This window comes from Rugamonas sp. GW822-FHT03B10 (genome assembly GCF_058801745.1).
The window spans coordinates 215,796-234,214 of sequence record NZ_JBXANP010000003.1 but is presented as its reverse complement, the minus strand read 5'-3'; the positions used below and the strand labels follow the sequence as shown (position 1 = coordinate 234,214).

Below are 18,419 nucleotides of genomic sequence, written 5' to 3'. Positions count from 1 at the left end.
CTTGGAGAATAGAGAATGCCGTATCAAGCACCCGTAAAAGACATGCTGTTCGTGATGAACGAACTGGCCGACCTGGCCGCCGTGAACGCACTGCCTGGCAATGAAGACGCCACCCCGGACACGGCCGAAGCCGTGCTGGAAGAGAACGCCAAGTTCTGCAGCAACGTGGTCGCGCCCCTGAACAACCCCGGCGACAAAGAGCCCAGCTACTGGCACGATGGCCAGGTCACGACCACCAAAGGCTTCAAGGAAGCGTTCAAGGCCTTCGCCGAAGCCGGCTGGCAGGGCGTGCAGCACCCGGTGGAATTCGGCGGCCAGGGCTTGCCCAAGCTGCTGGCGACCCCTTGCATCGAGATGCTGAACGCGTCGAACGTGTCGTTCGCCCTGTGCCCGCTGCTGACGGACGGCGCCATCGAAGCGCTGCTGACGGCCGGCAGCGACGAGCAGAAAGCCATCTACCTGGAAAACCTGGTGTCGGGCAAATGGACCGGCACCATGAACCTGACCGAGCCGCAAGCCGGTTCCGACCTGGCCGCCGTGCGCAGCCGCGCCGTGCCCCAGGGCGACGGCACCTACAAGATTTTCGGCACCAAGATCTTCATCACCTACGGTGAACACGACATGGCCGAGAACATCATCCACCTGGTGCTGGCCCGCACGCCGGACGCACCGGCTGGCGTGAAAGGCATCTCGCTGTTCATCGTGCCGAAGTTCCTGGTCAACGCCGACGGCTCGCTGGGCGCGCGCAACGATGCGCACTGCGTGTCGATCGAGCACAAGCTGGGCATCAAGGCCAGCCCCACGGCCGTGCTGCAGTTCGGCGACCATGGTGGTGCCATCGGCACGCTGGTGGGCGAGGAGAACCGTGGCCTGGAATACATGTTCATCATGATGAACGCGGCCCGCTTCGGCGTCGGCCTGCAGGGCATCGGCGTGGCCGAGCGCTCGTATCAGCGCGCCGTGGCCTTCGCCAAGGACCGCGTGCAGTCGCGCGACCTGGCCGGTTCGGCCGGTCCCGTCTCCATCATCCACCATCCGGACGTGCGCCGCATGCTGATGTCGATGCGCTCGCAGATCGAGGCGGCGCGCGCGCTGGCCTACGTGGGCGCGGGTCTGAGCGACATCGCCCACCACCATCCGGATGCGGCGGTGCGCGCGGCCAATCTGGCCACCTACGAGTTCCTGGTCCCGCTGATCAAGGGCTGGTCGACGGAAATGGCGCAGGACGTGACCCGCGACGGCGTGCAGGTGCACGGCGGCATGGGCTTCATCGAAGAGACGGGCGCCGCGCAGCACTACCGCGACGTCAAGATCCTCACCATCTACGAAGGCACCACCGCCATCCAGGCCAACGACCTGGTGGGCCGCAAGACCGTGCGTGACGGCGGCGCCGTGGCCAAGGCCATCATCGCCCAGATCCGCGCCACGGAAGCGCAACTGACGGCACAAGGCGGCGCGGAATTCCAGGCCATCGCCAAGCATCTGGCGGCTGGCAGCAAGGACCTGGAAGCCGTGGTCGACTACGTGGTGGCCAACATGAAGAGCGACATCAAAGGCGTGTTCGCGGGCAGCGTGCTGTACCTGAAGCTGGCCGGCATCGTGGTCGCAGGCTGGCAGATGGCGCGCGCCGCGCTGATCGCCAAGCAGAAGCTGGACGCCAACGAAGGCGACGCCAGCTTCTACCAGGCCAAGATCGTCACCGCGCGCTTCTTCGCCGACCACATCATGTCGCAATCGTCGGGTCTGCGCAGCGCCATCGTCGAAGGCAGCGCCGGCGTGCTGGCACTGACGGAAGACCAGTTCTAAGCAGCGCCACCCGCTTAGTCTCGTAATTGGGGACGTAACACAATTTCTAATTGTGTTACGTCCCCAATTTTTTTTGATGGCTAGGCGCGGTAGATGGTCAACAGCAGCCAGCCGGGCATGCCGAGGTAGAGCGCCACGTGGCCGGCCCGTTCCAGCCAGCGCCGCATGGCGATCGCGCGCGCGGGGCGCAGCAGCGCCACCAGCAGCGTGGCGATGCTGATCGCGGCCCGCAGCAGCGTCTGCGTCAGCACCACACCGATGGCCCACGCGGCCCACCACAGCGCGAACGCGCTCAGATACGCTTTCAGCCCGAAGCTGTAGTACTCGCCGAACGCGCTGCCGTAGGCGATGTGCTGGTACAGGTGGAAGGCCGGTAGCGCCAGCGCGAGCGGCAGCAGGATGTGCTTGAGCAGCGGATGGTCGAGCCGCGAGCGGCCAATCGCCAGGCTGGTCTGCGCATAGACCTGCGGCACGCCGCGCACGCCCGGTGCTGCTGGTTGCGCCGATCCCGCCGATCGCGCTGATTGCGCTGATTGTGCTGATTGTGCTGATTGTGCTGATTGTGCTCTTTGTGCCGACTGTGCTGACTGTGCTGACTGTGCCGACTGTGCCGACTGTGCCGACCGTGCCAACTGTGCGGCGGTCGCTGCCTGCGCGGCGGCCCGCGCGCCGGGATTGGTCAGCGCAAGACCGTAGCGCCAGCGTCGTCCCGTGGCCAGGCGCAGCGACAGGCCGGGGCCCGGCAGCGGCAGGCGCCACAACTGGACGGCGGCCACCTCGCTCAGCGCCAGTTCGCGCCGCCGTCCGCCGCGTGTCAGCGCCAGCTTGCCATCGACCACCATGGCTTCGGCTGAACACATCGCCAGCACGCACCACGCGGCAGCTTCCGGCAGCAGGAACAGCGTCGAGAACAGGCGGATCTGCGCCAGCGTGTTGGTGCGCAGCGCTTCGTTGAGCAGCAAGGCGAGGCACATCCACAACAAGCCGCCGCGCGCGCCCGCGCGCAGCAGGCCCGCCAGCAGGCGCGTGGCCGGCGACAGCACGGCCACCCGGGCCGGCAGCGCCGCCGCCAGGCTGATGGCCGGCGCGGCGGCCGCGACCCCGTCCGCATGGGTGGCGCGCCACGCCGGGAAGGCGGCGACGATGGCCAGCAACACCAGCGCCGCCGCCGCGACGCGCCCGACCCAGTCGCCCCAGCGCACGATCAGCGTGGGCGCGGGAGCGCGCACGGGCAGGGCGCCGACCACCAGCGTTTGCTCGCCCATGCGCGTGCCCGCGAGCACGGCACCGGTGGTGTCGATCACGCCGCTGTAGCCATTGCTGGTGACGCGGAATTGCGGCAGCCGCGTCTCGATGCTGCGGAAGGCCGCCGCCGCCTGATGTAGTCGCGCGCCCAGCGGGTCGGCCGTGAACCACGAATCGTTGGACATGGTGAGGATGGCTTGCGCGCCCAGTCGCACGCCGTCGATGGCCAGACTGGTGTCCATGTCGTCGAAGCAGATCAGCGGCTGCACGGGAATCTCGCGGCCATCGGCGAGCCGCAAAGGCATCACGCGTGCGCCGTTGCCCGGCTGCCAGTTGCCGGTCCACGGCAGCAGGCGCCGCAGCAGCGGGCCGTCCAGCCAGGCGGGCACGTATTCGGTGAGCGGGAACAGGCGCGTCTTGCGGTAGAAGCCGAGCAGGCCGGCGCCCGGCTGCACGAAGGCGGCGGCGTTGTATTCGCCGGCGCTGTCGCGGTCGTAGGTGCCGAACACGAACGGCACGCCGGCCGCGTTGATGACGCCGGCGATCTCGCGATCGAGTTCGGCGCCGGCCGCGCTTTTCGGATGGCCGAAGGTGGTGGGGTAGACCGTCTCCGACCACAGCACCGCGTCCGCGTGCTGGCGCACCACGGCGTCGTAGCTCATCGCGTAATGGGTGTCGAGCACTTCGCGCACGAAGGCCGCCGTGCCTTTCTCCCGGCGCTGGCGTTCGTAGTCGACGATGTTGGACTGGATCAGGCCCACGCGCAAAGGCTTGCCGTCCGGCGCGGGGCTGGACGACAGCGTGAATTGGCCGTAGCCGGCCAGCAGCAGCGGCGCCAGCGCGGCCAGCGCCAGCGGGCGGACGCAGGCGCGCAGGCCCGCCGCCCGCGTCGCCATGGCCAGCGCCGCCGCCACGCCTTCGTTGGCCAGCAATAGCAGCAGCGTCAGGCCGGCCGTGCCCACCAGGGCCGCACCCTGGCGCAGCGGCACGGACGGATAGAGGCCGTAGCCCAGCGTGTCGCCGAGGAATTTGGGCAGCAGCCATTCGGAGGCCACCCAGGCCGCCGCGCCGGCCAGCGCGCCGGGCGCGGCGCCGTAGCGCTGGAGCGTGAGATGGCGCACCACGGCGAAGCTAAGGAATTGCGGCTGGAACAGCGGGGCGGCGAGCAGCAGGATCGCTAGCCCGCTCGCGCCGCCGATCTGGGTGTAGTGGCCGAAGGCGATGCCGAACCACGCGAAGGCGCCGGCCGTGTAGCCGATCGCCATGGCCCAGCCGCGCAGCAGGGCGCGCGCCACGGTGGGGCTGGCGTCGAGCGCGCGCAGGCAGGGCACCAGCAGCACAAAGCCGAGCAGCCAGCCGGCGCCGCCGCGCGCATACAGTGCGGACATCAGCGCGCTGGCGAGGATCGCCGCCGGCACGCGCATTTTTGCAGGAAGGGTCAGGGTCATGTCTCTATTGGCCGGGTCTTGCCGGCTCTCGTGGTGCGGGGATGGTGATGCGCCGCTGCGGCAGGCCGGGCGGCGCCAGTTCGGGCGGAACGACGCGGTCCTTGGGCATGGCGACCGGCCGGTTGGCCGCGTCATACAGCTGGAAGTCGGGCGCGAACATGAGGATGGCTTCGATGGTCTGGCCATCGTCCGTCACCTGATGGTGGCGCACATACCCTTTGGGCAGGTCGAAGTCCTCGGGCACGGCCAGGCCGACCAGCGGCGGCCGGGTGCCGGGCGGGGAGAACGCACCGAGCCCGCTGAAGATGCCGCGCTCGTGCAGCCGCTCGATCACTTCGGGCATGGTGGGGTTGGCGCCGCGGGGGATGTAGCTTTTCAGGTCGCGCGTGGGATCGGCGTCGCCCTCGGGCGCGCGTTCCGGCTCCGGTTGCGGTTCGGATGACATGCCCGGCAGGGCCGCCAGCCAGGCCGGCCGCGCGCCGGTGGCCGGCGCCGGCGCGGAAGAGGGCGCCGAGGCGTCGCCGTCATCGCCGGCCGGCGACGCGGACCACCACCACAGCCCGCACGCGATGGCCACGCCCGCGAGCGCGAGCAGGAGCGCGATGCTGGAAACGCCCCGCGCACGCCGCCGGGCGCGCACGGCGCCGCTGCGATGGGCGCGGGCCGGCGCCGGGGCGGTGCGACGGGACGTGTTCAACGCCGGTCCAGGCCGCGCCTGCGCTTAGGGCGAGACCGGATTGAAGGTCGACACGGCCCAGCCCATGCGCTCATGGCCGTACTGGTTCCAGATCGGGCTCTTGCCGCCGCTGAAGGAGGTGTAACGCGGCGCGCCGCTGCCCGTGGTGGAGCCGAACAGGCCGGAGGTGATGGTGCTGCCGGTGTAGGTCGGGTGGGTGTCGTCGGACTGGATGTAGTCGTAGCTGCTGCCGGACGTGACGAAGTGGGTGTTGGCGTCGCGCAGCGTGGAGCGCAGCGTGGTGGTGATGCGGGTGACGTAGCTGGCCTGGCTCTCGCCGGACACGTAGCGCAACGCGTCGGAGTCGATCTGGCCGTCGCCGTTGCTGTCGTAGTCGCCGCCCATGTACTGCGCGAAGTTGTCGGCGCAGGTGAAGCCTTTCTGGCGCGCCGTGTCGCACATCATGTAGTTCATGCGGGCCAGCGATTGCAGGAAGCGGTCCTGCATTTTCACGGTCTGGCCGGTGGACGCGTCGGTGCACGAGCTTTGCACGTTGTCGGCCGCGTAGCCCGGATAGTGCAGGTTGGAGATCACCTTCAGTTTGACGCCGGGGTAGGCGTTGGCGTTGATGTAGTCCATGGCCGCCGCCACGTAGGTCTTGCAGCTGGCCTCGGCGTTGTCGAGCACCGTGTAGTCGCAGGTGCCGCTCTGGCCCTTGAAGCTGGTGCGCGCCTGCAGGCCGTCATTGCCGCACATCTCGAACGTGACCACGCGCGTGTTGCTGGCCTGCATGTACGAGCGCTCGGCCACGATCTTGTTGTTGTACACGTCCGAGGCGATGGCGCCGGACTTGGTGCGGCGCACGCTCTCGATGTCGGCGCCCCACAGCGCGGACACGTATTCCGCGTCCACCGTCGGCGCCGAGTATTTGGCGGCGCTGGTGATGGAGCCGTTGTAGCCGGCATAGATGGAATCGCCGTAGGCCACCACGCGGTACTTGGTGCTGGTGTTGGCGCGGTCGATGGTCCACGAGGCGTTCTGGTTCAGGGTGCTGGCCGACGCCTGCGCGCCGACGGCGAGCAGGGCGAGGGTGGGTAGCACGGTGCGTAGCGTGTGGCGAATACGAGTAGGCATGCAGTGTCTCCTTGGTGTTGGTTATTTGTCTGGACTGCGTCTCTGTGGAATTCGGACTACGCTTAAATGTAAAGTCAAAAACCGAGCACGTGCTCGCAATTCAGTGAAAATGGCTGAATGTAAATTCATTTGTTGTATTTTCACAATGCTGTCGAAGTGGTCATTTTCCGCAGACCGTTGCCCATGCGGCGGGCGGCCACTCGCGCTACACTGGGACTCCCTTCACGCGCGCGCGAGTGAGCCATGCGTTATGCCATCGTTTCCGACATCCACGGCAATCTGCCGGCCCTGCAGGCCGTGGTGCGCGACATCGCGCGGCGCGGCGTCGACCGGGTGATCAACCTGGGCGATTGCGTGTCCGGTCCCTTGCTGCCGCAGGAGACGGCCCAGTTCCTGATGGCGCAGCCGGACTGGATCCACCTGGCCGGCAACCATGAACGCCAGCTGCGCACCCCGCGCGCGCGCGAGGCGTCGGACGCGTTCGCGTTCGCCCAGCTCGGGCAGGCGGAGCTCGACTGGCTGGCCACGCTGGAACCGGCCCTGCGGCTGAACGCGCAAGTGCAGCTGTGCCACGGCACGCCGCGCAGCGATTTCGAATATTTCCTGGAGTCGGTCGAGCCCACCCACGTGCGGGCCGCCACGCTGGCCGAGATCGACGAGCGGCTGGCCGGCTGCGACGCGCAACTGGTCGTGTGCGGCCACACCCACGTGCCGCGCGCGATGCGCTCGTCGGCCGGCCAGTTGATCGTCAACCCGGGCAGCGTGGGCTTGCCGGCCTATGACGACAACCGCCCCTGTTTCCACGTGATCCAGAACGGTTCGCCCGACGCGCGTTACGCCATCGTCGAGCAGGGCGACGGCGGCTGGCAGTGCGAGCTGATCAGCGTGCCGTACGGCCATGCCGCCATGGCCGACCTGGCGCGCCGCAACGGCCGCACGGACTGGGCGCGCGCGCTGGCCAGCGGCTACGTGTGAGCGGGCAAGCCATCGGGAACGGCCACGCGATCAAGCCGCCGCCACAATTGCCGCTGAGGCGATCGACGGCGGGGCTAGAATGTATCCACCGCTCGCCGGTCCGGGCTGGGCGTCCACCAGGAGGAAAACGCATGAATCCGCCGCTTCGTTCGATACTCTTCGCCGCCCTGTGGGCGGCCGGTGCAGCCGGTGCGCAGACGGCGCCCGATCTCAAACCGCCGTCCGAGGCGAGCATGCCATCGGGGCCGCGCGGCGCCGCCATCGCGGCCGGCAAGTTGCTGCTGAGCGAAACCCACCAGCGCTTGCCCGGCAACGTGGGCAACGGTCTCACGTGCACCAATTGCCACTTGACAGGCGGCACCGTCGCGCAGGCTTCGCCATGGGTCGGTATCTGGGGCGTGTTCCCGGAATACCGCTCCCGCAGCGGCCGCCTGATCTCCCTGCAGGAGCGCGTCAACGATTGCTTCGAGCGGTCCATGAACGGCAAGCCGCTGGCCTTCAATTCCGAGGAGATGAACAACATCCTCGCCTATATGCAATGGCTGTCGGGCGGGGTGCCGACCGGCGTCAGCGTCAAGGGCCGCGGCTTCGGGCCGATCGACCAGAAGCTGGTGGCGGACCCCGTGCACGGCAAGCAGGTCTATGCGGAGAAATGCGCCAGTTGTCACGGCGCCGGTGGCGAAGGCTTGAAAAACGGCGTCGCGTATGCGTTCCCGCCGCTGTGGGGGCCGGCGTCGTTCAACGATGGCGCCGGCATGGCGCGCACCTACACGGCGGCGGCCTTCGTCAAGTACAACATGCCGTTGGGGCAGGGCGGTACGCTGTCGGATCAGGACGCGGTCGATGTGGCGGAATATTTCACCCACCAGCCACGGCCCGTCTACGCCGGCAAGGCCGGGGACTGGCCCAAGGGTGGTCGGCCGAAGGATGCCCGCAACTGAGGCCCCCGACGATGCCGTTCAGTCAGGCTGAACGGCATCCGCCGGGCGGCCCTCGCCGGGGGGCTGCGCCGCTGGTGCTTAGTTGCGGACGACGGTGCCGTTGGCGTTGCGGACCTGGTCGCCGGCCAGCAGGCCGGGATCGTGGTCGAAGTTGAAGCTCGCCTGCTGGCCGTTGTTGTACTGCACCTGCACGGTCCAGACCTTGGTGGACTTGGCTTTCTGCTCGATCTGCTTGCCGGCGTAGGCGCCGCCGGCGGCGCCGGCCACGGTGGCCAGTTCGCGGCCATGGCCGCTGCCCACCTGGTTGCCCAGCAGGGCGCCGGCCACGCCGCCGGCGATCAGTCCCAGCGCGCTGCCTTCACCGGCTTTCTCGGTGACGGTCACGTTGATGACCTTGCCGCAGTCGGCCATGCACGCGCTCGCCTTGGCGGGCGACGCCTTCATCGCCGCCTTGGCCTGGGCGATGCTCTTGTCATATTCGGATTTGGCGTCGCGCATGCACTGCATGCGGGCACTGGAGCTGCCCTCTTCCGCGCACAGTTTCTTGTCATCCGCGTAGCGGGTGGCGGCGTGCTTGCTGTCGATCGCATATTGTTCTTTTGCGCTCACGGGCGCTTGGGCCCAGGCGCTGCTCATCAGGCCAGCCAGGCTCAGGGCCAGGATCAGGGGGCGACTCGTCATGTTGTTCTCCTAAGGTTGATTGTCAGCCATACGCACCCCCAGTGTACAGCAAGTCAAACAGGCGGGAAATCGTTGCGATGAGCATGCCGGCGCCCACCATCAGCGTGACGACCAGCAACAACGCGAGCGGCCAGTTGGAGGCCGACTGGCGGCCTGAGCCGGCGTTGTAGGTGCCATCCCATTTCTCGTCCGGCATCAGGCCCAGCACCAGCGCTTCCAGGAATCCCGCCAGCGCCGAGATCACCAGCGGCAGGATCTTGTAGAACCAGTCGGCGCCCGGCGCGGCCACGGCCACCACGGCGGCGGCCGGCAGGCTGGCCAGGTGGGCCCACAGCCAGCGGTCGCGCGCGCCGCGCAGGTAGAGCCGGTGGCCGCCCAGTCCGCCCAGCACGAAGGCCAGCAGCGTGGCCACGGTCTTGTTCTTGTGTTGCGTTTGATGCAAATTGGTCATGGGTTCGCTAACAAATTGCGGGAAAGCACGCAGTATCGGTCATAATACGGCCCCGGCCCACCTTTTTTAGGTGGATGGGGCACTTGCCCACTTCGCCGGAACGGGGGATAATCATCGATTGCCCCAACCCGCCCAATTATGTGCATTAATGCTTGCTGCTACGTGGCAAGGCGCGCTATAATTTGCGGCTTTTTCCGTCTCAGCACACTTTTTGGAAATATTATGGTCGTTATTCGTTTAGCTCGTGGAGGCGCCAAGAAGCGTCCGTTCTACAACATCGTTGCAACCGATTCGCGCAATCGCCGCGATGGCCGTTTCATCGAGCGCATCGGTTTCTACAACCCGATGGCGTCGGGTGGCGAAGTGCCATTCCGCATCACCGCAGACCGTCTGGCACACTGGGAATCCGTGGGCGCGCAACTGTCGCCTACCGTGGCCCGTCTGGTCGCTGCCGCTAAAAAAGCAGCCTAAGTCTGGTTTCTGGTTTGGTCGCTAACAGTGCATCCGGGGTGAAAGTCCCCGACGATCTGGCGCAGGTGGGCTTTGTCTACGGCGCGTACGGCGTGGCTGGCTGGGTGAGGGTAAGACCTTTCTCGGAGGATGCGGATGCATTGCTGGCGGTGAAAACCTGGTGGCTCGACAAGCCGAATGTGCATGACGTGGACGTCAAGCAGGTCAAACTGCATGGCGGCGACGTCGTTGCCCAGTTGGTGGGAGTGACCGACCGCAACGTGGCCGAAGCGCTCAAGGGCGCTGCCGTCTCGGTGCCGCGCAGTCGTTTCCCGGCCTTGTCGGCCGACGAATTTTACTGGGCCGATCTGATCGGTCTGGAAGTAGTGAACTTGCAGGGTGAGCACCTGGGGCAGGTCACCGACATGATGAGCAATGGTCCGCAGTCGATCTTGCGCATCACGCCGGCCGCCGCCGCGGACAGTGTTCCCGACGACGAAGCGGCGCAGGAGCGCCTGATTCCATTTGTCGATCAGTTTGTGATCACAGTGGACAAGGCCGCCAAGCGCATCACCGTCGACTGGGGCCTGGACTATTAAGACTCACCCGCGCAACACGGTACAGTCGGAAGGGACGGGCCATGCAATTTGATGTCGTGACCCTGTTCCCCGAGATGTTCGCCGCGCTGACGCAGTCGGGGGTGACCCGGCGCGCGTTCGAACAAAAGAAATGGGGCCTGACGTTGTGGAATCCGCGCGATTTCACGACCGACAATCACCGCACCGTGGATGACCGCCCCTATGGCGGCGGCCCCGGCATGGTGATGCTGGCCAAACCCCTGGAAGCGACGCTGAACGCGGCCAAGCAGCGCCAGACCGACGCTGGTCTGCCGGCGCCGCGCGTGGTGTTCATGTCGCCCCAGGGCAAGCAGTTGACGCACGAGCGCGTCATGCGGCTCAAAGCCGAGCCGGGTCTGGTGATCCTGTGCGGCCGCTACGAGGCGGTCGACCAGCGCCTGATCGACCGTTGCGTCGATGAGGAGATCAGCCTGGGCGACTTCGTGCTGTCGGGTGGCGAGTTGCCGGCCATGGCCCTGATGGACGCCGTGGTGCGCCAGCTGCCCGGCGTGCTCAACACGGACGCGTCGGCGGTCGAGGACAGCTTCGTCAATGGCTTGCTCGATTCGCCGCATTACACGCGGCCGGAGACGTATGAAGGCGTGACGGTGCCCGCCGTGCTGTTGGGCGGCAATCACGCCGAGATCGAGAAATGGCGCCGCCAGCGCATGCTGGAGGCGACGGCGCGCAAGCGCCCCGAATTGCTGGTCCAGGCGCGCGCGGCGGGATTGCTGAGCAAGCAGGACGAACAGTTTTTGGCAGGTTTGTAAACCTGCAGTTTGCAGTAGCTAGCGGGCATGTCGCCCGCGTGTTTAACCCCATCCTCTACTGGGCGAGTGTCTGAACAGCACTCAATGCGCGCCAGCATGATGGTTTTTGGAGTCATAAAAATGAATCTGATTCAACAACTCGAGCAAGAAGAAATCGCTCGCCTGGGCAAGAACATTCCCGATTTCGCCCCTGGCGACACCGTGGTTGTCAATGTCAACGTGGTCGAAGGCACCCGCAAGCGCGCCCAGGCATACGAAGGCGTCGTGATCTCCCGTCGCAACCGTGGCCTGAACTCGAACTTCATCGTTCGCAAGATCTCGTCCGGCGAAGGCGTCGAGCGTACCTTCCAGCTGTACTCGCCGCTGATCGCTTCGATCGAAGTGAAACGCCGCGGTGACGTGCGTCGCGCTAAACTGTACTACCTGCGTGAGCGTTCCGGCAAATCGGCACGTATCAAGGAAAAACTGCCAAACCGTCGCCCAGCAGCGGCGAAAGCAAGCGCTTAATCGCGTTTGTGTTTGGATGGAAGGGGCGCCGCTGGTGCCCCTTTTTTGCATGTGGAGGTAAGATTTTTGGCCCAGCTTCCGTTCGATCCCCAGCAACTGCCCGTCGACAGCGTGGCCGGCGAGCCGGCCGTCGCGCCCGAGCGCCTGTCGCCCCTGTGGCTGCGCCAGCGCTTCGCCGCGCCGCCCATCTGGACGCCGGAAACGGCGCAGGAGTCGCTCACGCCCCGGCCCCGGCCCACGCCCGCCTCCGTGCTGGTGCCGCTGGTGCAGCGCGACGACGGCCTGACCTTGCTGCTGACCCAGCGCACGGACCACCTGACCGACCACGCGGGCCAGATCAGCTTCCCCGGCGGCCGCGCCGAGGAGTACGACGCCGACCCGGTGGCCACCGCGCTGCGCGAATCGGAGGAGGAGATCGGCCTGCACCGGCGCCATGTGGACGTGCTGGGCGCCTTGCCCGATTACCTGACCGGCACCGGCTACCGGGTCACGCCCGTGGTGGGGCTGGTGCTGCCGCCGTTCGAGCTGACCGCCGATCCATCCGAGGTGGCCGAGATTTTCGAAGTGCCGCTGCAATTTCTGATGGACGGGCGCAACCACCAGCGCCTGTCCGTGCAACTGCCGGGCGGCGCGCGCTCGTTCTACGCCATGCCCTACGAGCGCTTCTACATCTGGGGCGCGACGGCCGGCATGCTGCGCAACCTGTTCCACTTCCTGCGCGCCTGACCCGGATGCCGGACTGTGGCAATCGCAATAAGTTTGATTCCGGCACTGCACTGCGCTATCGTAGCGGGCATTACGGCATTGCTGACTAAAAGGACGTTTAATGACTTTTCTTTCCATTCTGTGCGCGCTGCTGATTGAACAGATGAAACCGCTGCGTGCGGATAACCCGATCTACGCCGAGATCAAGAGTCTGGCGATGCGGATGGAAACCTGGTTCAACGCCGGCCACCCACGCCACGGCCGCATGGGCTGGTTCCTGATGATGGCGATCCTGATGGTGCCCACGGCCCTGGTCTACGGCGTGCTGATGCACTACAACCTGACGCTGGCCGCGTTCGCCTGGAACATCCTGATCGTCTACCTGACGCTGGGCTTCCGCCACTACAGCCACTATTTCACCTCGATCCAGCTGGCCCTGAACGCCGGCGACGAGGCCACGGCGCGCGCCCTGCTGGCCGAATGGACCAAGCTCGACACGGTGGGCATGGAGACCTCCGAGATCGCCCGCATCGCCGTCGAAAAGTCCCTGATCACCACCCATCGCAACGTGTTCGGCGTGTTCTTCTGGTTCCTCATGCCGCTCGGCCCGGCCTGCGCCGTGATGTACCGCGTGGCCGAACACCTGGCGCGCGCGTGGAACGAACCCGAGCACATGCGCAACGAGGCGTTCGGCCAGTTCGCCGCCCGCGCGTTCTACTGGATCGACTGGATCCCCGTGCGCCTGACGGCGGTGGCCTTCGCCGTGGTCGGCAACTTCGAGGACGCCATCTACGCGTGGCGCAACTTCGCCGACCGCTGGCAGGACGAGGCGATCGGTATCATCCTGTCGGCCGGCGGCGGCGCCATGGGCGTGCGCCTGGGCACGCCGGCCGAGAACGCGGCCAAGGTGGTGCTGGCCGACGCGTCCACCGTCGACACCACGGACGTGGAGCCGGAGGTGCTGCCCGGCGAGGAGCCGAACGTGCGCGCGTTGCAAAGCACGGTGGGCCTCGTGTGGCGCGCGCTGCTGCTGTGGATGCTGCTGTTGCTGTTGCTTTCCGGCGCGGTCTGGCTCGGCTGACACGGCCGGCGCAAGCGTGCCGCGTACAAGGCCGGATAAGCGGTTTACAATGGAGCTTGCCTGGGGCAGGACCGCACCGCACTGGTGCGGGCTTGCACCGGACCGGCACGCGTACAGAAAAATTCGTTTTAAATCAATGATTTATGCGAATAGGTCTTCTATAAGATATAATACCTGAAGTTCTTACAGAATCGTACCGCCAGCCCGGCGCATCTGCCGGGATCTTCCACGCATCCTTGTTACCCACAAGCCGCCTATGGCCGAGTCAGCTCACAACAAGAAAGAACTGCACGACGAGTTCTTTATCCTTGGCGTCACCAGCAATGGCAGACAGTTCCGTCCCAGCGACTGGGCCGAGCGCCTGTGCGGCGTCATGTCCTGTTTCCGTCCCGAGGGCACGGCCTCACGCCATTCGCACCTGCAGTTCTCCCCCTATGTCTGCCCGACGGTGATCAACGGCGTCAAGTCGGTGGTGGTCAACAACCGCCTGCGCGACCTGGAACCGTTGGCCTACCACTTCGTCGTCTCGTTCGCCAAGGACAACGACCTGCAGATCGTGGACGCCTGCCTGGTGCCCGAACCCGAATCCAAGCCCAAGTAAGCGGCCCGCGCATCGGCCGGCATCGCGCTAGCGGACGCCCACGCGGTCCCGATCGCGCTACACTGACCTCTTTACGGAGGAGGGAGCGGCCATGCGTATCGGCGACATCTGTACCGTTCAAACTGTGCACTGCAAGCGCGACGTCACCGTGCAAGACGCGGCGCTGTTGATGCGTAACCATCACGTGGGCGACCTGGTCGTGGTCGAGCAGCCCAACGGCGAGCGGGTGCCGGTGGGCATCCTCACCGACCGCGACATCGTCGTGTCCGTCATCGCGCTCGGGCTCGACCCGGCCAGCCTGCTGGTGGGCGACGTCATGAGCGGCGAGCTGATGACGGCCAGCGAGGAAGACGACGTCTATGAAACCATCGACCGCATGCGCTTCAAGGGCATACGGCGGCTGCCCGTCGTCAATAGCCTCGGCGGCCTGTCGGGCATCGTCAGCATCGATGACCTGATCGAATTCCTGGCGCAGGAGATGGGCGAGTTGTCGCGCATCAGCGGCAGCCAGCTCGAAAAGGAAAAACAGGCGCGGCACTAGCCTGCGGCCGGCCGCCCTGGCCCCTACGCCCGCCCTGGCGCGGGCGCGAGGCGAGCTATCGTGCCCACCACAGCGCGGGCACGAGGCCAGCCATCCTGCCCGCCACGGCGCGGGCAAGGTGGCTTGCATCGTGCCGGCGACGATAGGCATATAACAATATTTTACGTTTTTGCACCGCCACGGCGACCTGCTTGCGGTTATGCTGGCGTTTTCTGAATTTCCATAGAGAATTTAAGATGACTCCAAATGCGAAGCGCGTGGCCGTCTGCGGCCTGATGGTATGCAGCCTGTCCTTCCTGGCGCCGCAAGGCGCGTGGGCGCAGACGCTGCCGGCCGGCGTCACCAAGGGCCCGTCCGTGGAAGGCATCACGGAATACCACCTGCCCAACGGCCTCAAGGTGCTGCTGTTCCCGGACGCGTCCAAGCCCACCGTGACCGTCAACGTCACCTACCTGGTCGGCTCGCGCCACGAGAACTACGGCGAGACGGGCATGGCCCACCTGCTCGAACACATGATGTTCAAGGGCTCGCCGAAGAACCGCAGCATCCCCAAGGAGTTCAACGAGCGCGGCATGGAGTTCAACGGCACCACCTCGTTCGACCGCACCAACTACTACGAGGTGTTCCAGGCCGGAAACGACAACCTGAAGTGGGCGCTGGACATGGAGGCCGACCGCATGGTCCATTCCTTCATCGCCCGCAAGGACCTCGATTCCGAGATGACGGTGGTGCGCAACGAATACGAGTCGGGCGAGAACCAGCCGTTCTCGGTGCTGCTCAAGCGCATGCAGAGCATCGCCTACGACTGGCACAGCTATGGCCGCTCCACCATCGGCAACCGCAGCGACATCGAGAACGTGCGCATCGAGAACCTGCAGGCGTTCTACCACACCTACTACCAGCCCGACAACGCGGTGCTGCTGGTGGCCGGCAAGTTCGACCCCGGCCAGACGCTGGCCTGGATCAGCAAATCGTTCGGCGTCATCCCCAAACCCAAGCGCAAGCTGCCGCCGTTCTGGACCGTGGAACCGACCCAGGATGGCGAGCGCTGCTTCACCGTGCGGCGCAAGGGCGACATGCAGATCGTCGCGCTCGGCTACAAGATCCCGTCCGCGCTGCAGGCCGACGCCGACCCGCTGTCGTTCATGTCCGAGATCCTGGGCGACACCCCGACCGGCCGCCTGCACAAGGCGCTGGTGGAGACGGGCCTGGCCGCCGAGGTGTTCAGCTTCGGCCAGACCGGCTATGCGCCGGGGCTGCAGGTGATCGGCGCCGTGGTCAAGGCCGGCCAGCCGATCGAACCCGTGCGCGACGCCCTGATCGCCAACGTGGAGAACTTCGCCAAGACGCCGCCCACGGCCGAGGAGATGGAGCGCACGCGCCGCAACTTCGCCAACGGCATCGAGAAGGCCTTGAACGATCCGCAGAAGGTGGGCGTGACCTTGTCCGAGGAAATCGCGCTCGGCGACTGGCGTCTGCTGTTCGAGGGCCGCGACAAGCTGGCCAGTATCACGCCCGAGCAGGTGAGCGCGGCCGCCGGCCGCTACCTGCGGCGCGACAACCGCACGCTGGGCGAGTTCCTGCCCGACGATGCGCCGCAGCGGGCCGAGATTCCGCCCGCGCCCACGGTGCAGGAGGTGATGAAGGACTTCAAGGGCAAGGCCGCCACGCTCAGTTCGGAGGCGTTCGATCCCAGCCAGGCCAACATCGACGCGCGCACCAAGATCGAAACCATCGGCGGCCTGAAGGTCGCGCTGCTGCCCAAGAAGAACCGCGGCGAGGCCGTCTCCGTCGACCTGCACCTGCACTGGGGCGACGAGCACAACCTGTTCGGCAAGAGCACCATCATGGCCGCCGCCAGCGACATGCTGATGCGCGGCACCAGCAAGTACAGCCGCACGGAGCTGGCCGACGCCTTCGCCAAGCTGAAGATCTCGGGCAGCCTGTACCACTTCGACACCACCGGCCCCAATCTGGACCAGGCCTTGCGCCTGGTGAGCCATGTGCTCAAGGAAGCCAGCTTCCCGGCGGCCGAGTTCGAGCAGATGCGCCAGCAGTGGATCGTCGGCATCGAATCGTCGCGCAATGAGCCGCAGTCGCTGGCGCACCAGGCCATGGCCGAGTATTACAACCACTATCCGAAGGGCGACCCGCGCGCCGTGATGACGGTGGACGAGCAACTGGCCGAGATCCGCGCGCTCAAGCTGGAGGACGTGGTCGCCTTCCACCGCCAGTATTACGGCGCCTCGCATGGCGAGCTGTCCATCGTCGGCGACTTCGACCCGGCAGCCGCCGGCAAGACCATCGCCGACAGCTTCGGCGGCTGGAACAGCCAGGTGGCCTACGCGCGCATCACCAACACCAACGCCGACAAGCCGGCGCTGCACCAGCACATCAACACGCCGGACAAGGAGAACGGCTTCTACGACGCGCGGCTGAACCTGGACCTGAACGTCAACGACGCCGACTATCCGGCGCTGGAAGTGGCCACTTACATCTTCGGCGGCGGCGCCTTGAAGTCGCGGCTGATGGACCGCATCCGCCAGAAGGACGGCCTGTCGTATGGCGGCGGGGCCGACATCGGCGCCGGCGAGATCGACCGGGCCGGCGGCTTCGGCATGGGCGCCATCGCCGCGCCGCAGAACCTGAAAAAGCTGGAAGCAGCCATCCGCGACGAGCTGGACCGCGCGCTCAAGGATGGCTTCACGGCGGCCGAACTGGCCGGCGCCAAGTCCGGCCTGCTGCAGCAGCGGTTGCAGAACCGTTCCAAGGACGAGGTGCTGGCGGCCGGCTGGTCGCGCAACCTGTTCCTGGGCCGCAGCTACGCGTGGAGCAAGGCGTTCGAGGACAAGGTGAAGGCGCTCACGGTGGAGCAGGTCAACGCCGCGTTCCGCAAGTTCATCGACCCGGCCAAGCTGAGCGTGGTGACGGCCGGCGATGACGCCAAGGCTGCGGCGGCGGCCAAGCCGCAGTAAAAAGTCGTTGCTCCGGGGGAGCAACGACGGTATTTCTGGGTTCCCTTGAGAATCACGCCGTGTTGAGCTCGGCCACGAAGTCGTACATATCGCCGCGGAAGATGGAGCGGCAGAATTCCACGGCCCGTCCATCGCGTAAAAATCCCAACCGTTCCACGGCCAGCCCGGCATCGCCCGGCTTGGCCTGCAGCAGCTCGGCCTGCTCGGCGTTCAGCAGCAGCGCGCTCAGCCGCTGCAGCGCGCGCACGGGGCGGTTGCCGGCCCGTTCCAGCGCCTCGTACATCGACACCTGCACCGCCTCCAGCGAGGGCAGGGCGGTGGCCACGATGGTCGCGTATTCGAGGCACATCGGTATCTCGTCCGCGTAACGGATGCGGTGGAAGCGGTACACGGGCGCGCCCGGACTGAGCCGCAGCCGCAGCGCCTCCTCCGGCGTCACCGTGCCTTCCGACCGCTTGAGCCACACGCTGCGCGGGGTGCGCCCGCGCGCCCGCATGTCCTCCGAGAACGAGGTCAGCTTGGCGAAGTTCTTTTCGATGCGGGTGTTGATGAAGTTGCCCGAGCCGGGCCGGCGCACCAGCAGCCCTTCCTCCACCAGCCCGTCGATCGCCTTGCGCACCGTGATGCGCGAGATCGACAGGTCGGCCGCCAGCTGGCGTTCGGCCGGCAACGCCTCGTCCGGCCCGAACAAGCGCTTGTCGATCGCCTCGCGCAGGGCGCGCTGCAGTTGCTGGTACAGGGGCAGGCTGCTGTGCTGCCCCACGTTGTGCATGAGCTGGACTAGCGTGGTCATACGGTCGGTCTCCCGTGGCCGG

Annotated in this window: 18 protein-coding genes; 12 read left to right on the top strand and 6 right to left on the bottom strand. The window is 66.5% G+C overall.

Going from position 1 to position 18,419, the window contains the following annotated elements:
- Positions 1-15: 15 nt before the first annotated feature.
- Entirely contained in the window at positions 16-1,806 is a 1,791-nt protein-coding gene (locus AC1RQG_RS07000) for an acyl-CoA dehydrogenase (RefSeq protein WP_493129699.1), read from the top strand.
- Positions 1,807-1,886: 80 nt separating this feature from the next.
- Here the strand turns inward: AC1RQG_RS07000 and lnt are convergent, their stop codons facing one another.
- The 3 genes from lnt to AC1RQG_RS06985 are packed head-to-tail and all read right to left on the bottom strand — an operon-like array spanning position 1,887 to position 6,309.
- Positions 1,887-4,499 carry an apolipoprotein N-acyltransferase gene (gene lnt, locus AC1RQG_RS06995; protein WP_493129697.1) on the bottom strand — a complete coding sequence of 871 codons (2,613 nt, stop codon included), beginning with the start codon at positions 4,497-4,499 and terminating at the stop codon, positions 1,887-1,889.
- A gap of 4 nt (positions 4,500-4,503) precedes the next feature.
- Positions 4,504-5,196: a hypothetical protein gene (locus tag AC1RQG_RS06990; protein ID WP_493129695.1), complete on the bottom strand. Its 693-nt coding sequence runs from the start codon at positions 5,194-5,196 to the stop codon at positions 4,504-4,506.
- A gap of 24 nt (positions 5,197-5,220) precedes the next feature.
- Positions 5,221-6,309, bottom strand: coding sequence for an SGNH/GDSL hydrolase family protein (locus AC1RQG_RS06985; RefSeq protein WP_493129693.1), 1,089 nt, complete (start codon positions 6,307-6,309; stop codon positions 5,221-5,223).
- A gap of 243 nt (positions 6,310-6,552) precedes the next feature.
- Here AC1RQG_RS06985 and AC1RQG_RS06980 point away from each other — a divergent pair, with 243 nt between their 5' ends.
- Both AC1RQG_RS06980 and AC1RQG_RS06975 read left to right on the top strand, forming a co-directional pair.
- Complete coding sequence (locus AC1RQG_RS06980) at positions 6,553-7,284, top strand: metallophosphoesterase family protein (RefSeq protein WP_493129691.1); 732 nt, start codon at positions 6,553-6,555, stop codon at positions 7,282-7,284.
- Positions 7,285-7,415: 131 nt separating this feature from the next.
- Positions 7,416-8,225, top strand: a complete 810-nt coding sequence (locus tag AC1RQG_RS06975; RefSeq protein ID WP_493129689.1) for a c-type cytochrome — start codon at positions 7,416-7,418, stop codon at positions 8,223-8,225.
- A gap of 78 nt (positions 8,226-8,303) precedes the next feature.
- On the opposite strand, the gene AC1RQG_RS06970 is transcribed toward AC1RQG_RS06975, so the two are convergent.
- Both AC1RQG_RS06970 and AC1RQG_RS06965 read right to left on the bottom strand, forming a co-directional pair.
- Entirely contained in the window at positions 8,304-8,906 is a 603-nt protein-coding gene (locus tag AC1RQG_RS06970; protein ID WP_493129687.1) for an outer membrane lipoprotein, read from the bottom strand.
- A gap of 22 nt (positions 8,907-8,928) precedes the next feature.
- The gene (locus tag AC1RQG_RS06965; protein ID WP_493129685.1) at positions 8,929-9,357 is read right to left on the bottom strand and encodes an NINE protein; all 429 of its coding nucleotides are present in this window, start codon (positions 9,355-9,357) and stop codon (positions 8,929-8,931) included.
- A gap of 222 nt (positions 9,358-9,579) precedes the next feature.
- Between AC1RQG_RS06965 and rpsP the strand changes: the two genes are divergently transcribed.
- The 9 genes from rpsP (at position 9,580) to AC1RQG_RS06920 (ending at position 17,604) form a co-directional block, all read left to right on the top strand.
- Positions 9,580-9,828 carry a 30S ribosomal protein S16 gene (gene rpsP / locus AC1RQG_RS06960; protein ID WP_493129683.1) on the top strand — a complete coding sequence of 83 codons (249 nt, stop codon included), beginning with the start codon at positions 9,580-9,582 and terminating at the stop codon, positions 9,826-9,828.
- A gap of 38 nt (positions 9,829-9,866) precedes the next feature.
- Positions 9,867-10,406, top strand: coding sequence for a ribosome maturation factor RimM (gene rimM, locus AC1RQG_RS06955; RefSeq protein ID WP_493129681.1), 540 nt, complete (start codon positions 9,867-9,869; stop codon positions 10,404-10,406).
- 41 nt (positions 10,407-10,447) lie between these two features.
- Positions 10,448-11,194, top strand: a complete 747-nt coding sequence (trmD, locus tag AC1RQG_RS06950) for a tRNA (guanosine(37)-N1)-methyltransferase TrmD (RefSeq protein WP_493129679.1) — start codon at positions 10,448-10,450, stop codon at positions 11,192-11,194.
- A gap of 120 nt (positions 11,195-11,314) precedes the next feature.
- Positions 11,315-11,701: a 50S ribosomal protein L19 gene (rplS, locus tag AC1RQG_RS06945; protein ID WP_493129677.1), complete on the top strand. Its 387-nt coding sequence runs from the start codon at positions 11,315-11,317 to the stop codon at positions 11,699-11,701.
- A gap of 66 nt (positions 11,702-11,767) precedes the next feature.
- Positions 11,768-12,427 carry a CoA pyrophosphatase gene (locus AC1RQG_RS06940; protein WP_493129675.1) on the top strand — a complete coding sequence of 220 codons (660 nt, stop codon included), beginning with the start codon at positions 11,768-11,770 and terminating at the stop codon, positions 12,425-12,427.
- 100 nt (positions 12,428-12,527) lie between these two features.
- Positions 12,528-13,487 (top strand): CobD/CbiB family protein, encoded by a 960-nt coding sequence (locus tag AC1RQG_RS06935; RefSeq protein ID WP_493129673.1) that lies wholly within the window; start codon positions 12,528-12,530, stop codon positions 13,485-13,487.
- A gap of 256 nt (positions 13,488-13,743) precedes the next feature.
- Entirely contained in the window at positions 13,744-14,088 is a 345-nt protein-coding gene (locus AC1RQG_RS06930; RefSeq protein WP_493129671.1) for a DUF3579 domain-containing protein, read from the top strand.
- A 91-nt stretch (positions 14,089-14,179) separates the two neighbouring features.
- On the top strand, positions 14,180-14,629 hold the full coding sequence (locus tag AC1RQG_RS06925) for a CBS domain-containing protein (RefSeq protein ID WP_493129669.1): 450 nt from the start codon (positions 14,180-14,182) through the stop codon (positions 14,627-14,629).
- Positions 14,630-14,865: 236 nt separating this feature from the next.
- Complete coding sequence (locus AC1RQG_RS06920) at positions 14,866-17,604, top strand: M16 family metallopeptidase (protein WP_493129667.1); 2,739 nt, start codon at positions 14,866-14,868, stop codon at positions 17,602-17,604.
- A 52-nt stretch (positions 17,605-17,656) separates the two neighbouring features.
- Here AC1RQG_RS06920 and AC1RQG_RS06915 read toward each other — a convergent pair whose 3' ends face one another.
- Positions 17,657-18,397, bottom strand: a complete 741-nt coding sequence (locus AC1RQG_RS06915) for a GntR family transcriptional regulator (protein WP_493129665.1) — start codon at positions 18,395-18,397, stop codon at positions 17,657-17,659.
- Between the last annotated feature and the right edge of the window lie 22 nt (positions 18,398-18,419).

What these genes read in the sequence shown, in the direction of transcription:
- AC1RQG_RS06970 (WP_493129687.1), bottom strand. Translation starts at nt 8,906, where the DNA reads ATGACGAGTCGCCCCCTGATCCTGGCCCTGAGCCTGGCTGGCCTGATG.
- trmD (WP_493129679.1), top strand. Translation starts at nt 10,448, where the DNA reads ATGCAATTTGATGTCGTGACCCTGTTCCCCGAGATGTTCGCCGCGCTG.
- AC1RQG_RS06975 (WP_493129689.1), top strand. Translation starts at nt 7,416, where the DNA reads ATGAATCCGCCGCTTCGTTCGATACTCTTCGCCGCCCTGTGGGCGGCC.
- AC1RQG_RS06985 (WP_493129693.1), bottom strand. Translation starts at nt 6,309, where the DNA reads ATGCCTACTCGTATTCGCCACACGCTACGCACCGTGCTACCCACCCTC.
- rpsP (WP_493129683.1), top strand. Translation starts at nt 9,580, where the DNA reads ATGGTCGTTATTCGTTTAGCTCGTGGAGGCGCCAAGAAGCGTCCGTTC.
- AC1RQG_RS06915 (WP_493129665.1), bottom strand. Translation starts at nt 18,397, where the DNA reads ATGACCACGCTAGTCCAGCTCATGCACAACGTGGGGCAGCACAGCAGC.
- AC1RQG_RS06965 (WP_493129685.1), bottom strand. Translation starts at nt 9,357, where the DNA reads ATGACCAATTTGCATCAAACGCAACACAAGAACAAGACCGTGGCCACG.
- AC1RQG_RS07000 (WP_493129699.1), top strand. Translation starts at nt 16, where the DNA reads ATGCCGTATCAAGCACCCGTAAAAGACATGCTGTTCGTGATGAACGAA.
- AC1RQG_RS06930 (WP_493129671.1), top strand. Translation starts at nt 13,744, where the DNA reads ATGGCCGAGTCAGCTCACAACAAGAAAGAACTGCACGACGAGTTCTTT.
- AC1RQG_RS06925 (WP_493129669.1), top strand. Translation starts at nt 14,180, where the DNA reads ATGCGTATCGGCGACATCTGTACCGTTCAAACTGTGCACTGCAAGCGC.
- AC1RQG_RS06980 (WP_493129691.1), top strand. Translation starts at nt 6,553, where the DNA reads ATGCGTTATGCCATCGTTTCCGACATCCACGGCAATCTGCCGGCCCTG.
- AC1RQG_RS06935 (WP_493129673.1), top strand. Translation starts at nt 12,528, where the DNA reads ATGACTTTTCTTTCCATTCTGTGCGCGCTGCTGATTGAACAGATGAAA.
- rplS (WP_493129677.1), top strand. Translation starts at nt 11,315, where the DNA reads ATGAATCTGATTCAACAACTCGAGCAAGAAGAAATCGCTCGCCTGGGC.
- lnt (WP_493129697.1), bottom strand. Translation starts at nt 4,499, where the DNA reads ATGACCCTGACCCTTCCTGCAAAAATGCGCGTGCCGGCGGCGATCCTC.
- AC1RQG_RS06920 (WP_493129667.1), top strand. Translation starts at nt 14,866, where the DNA reads ATGACTCCAAATGCGAAGCGCGTGGCCGTCTGCGGCCTGATGGTATGC.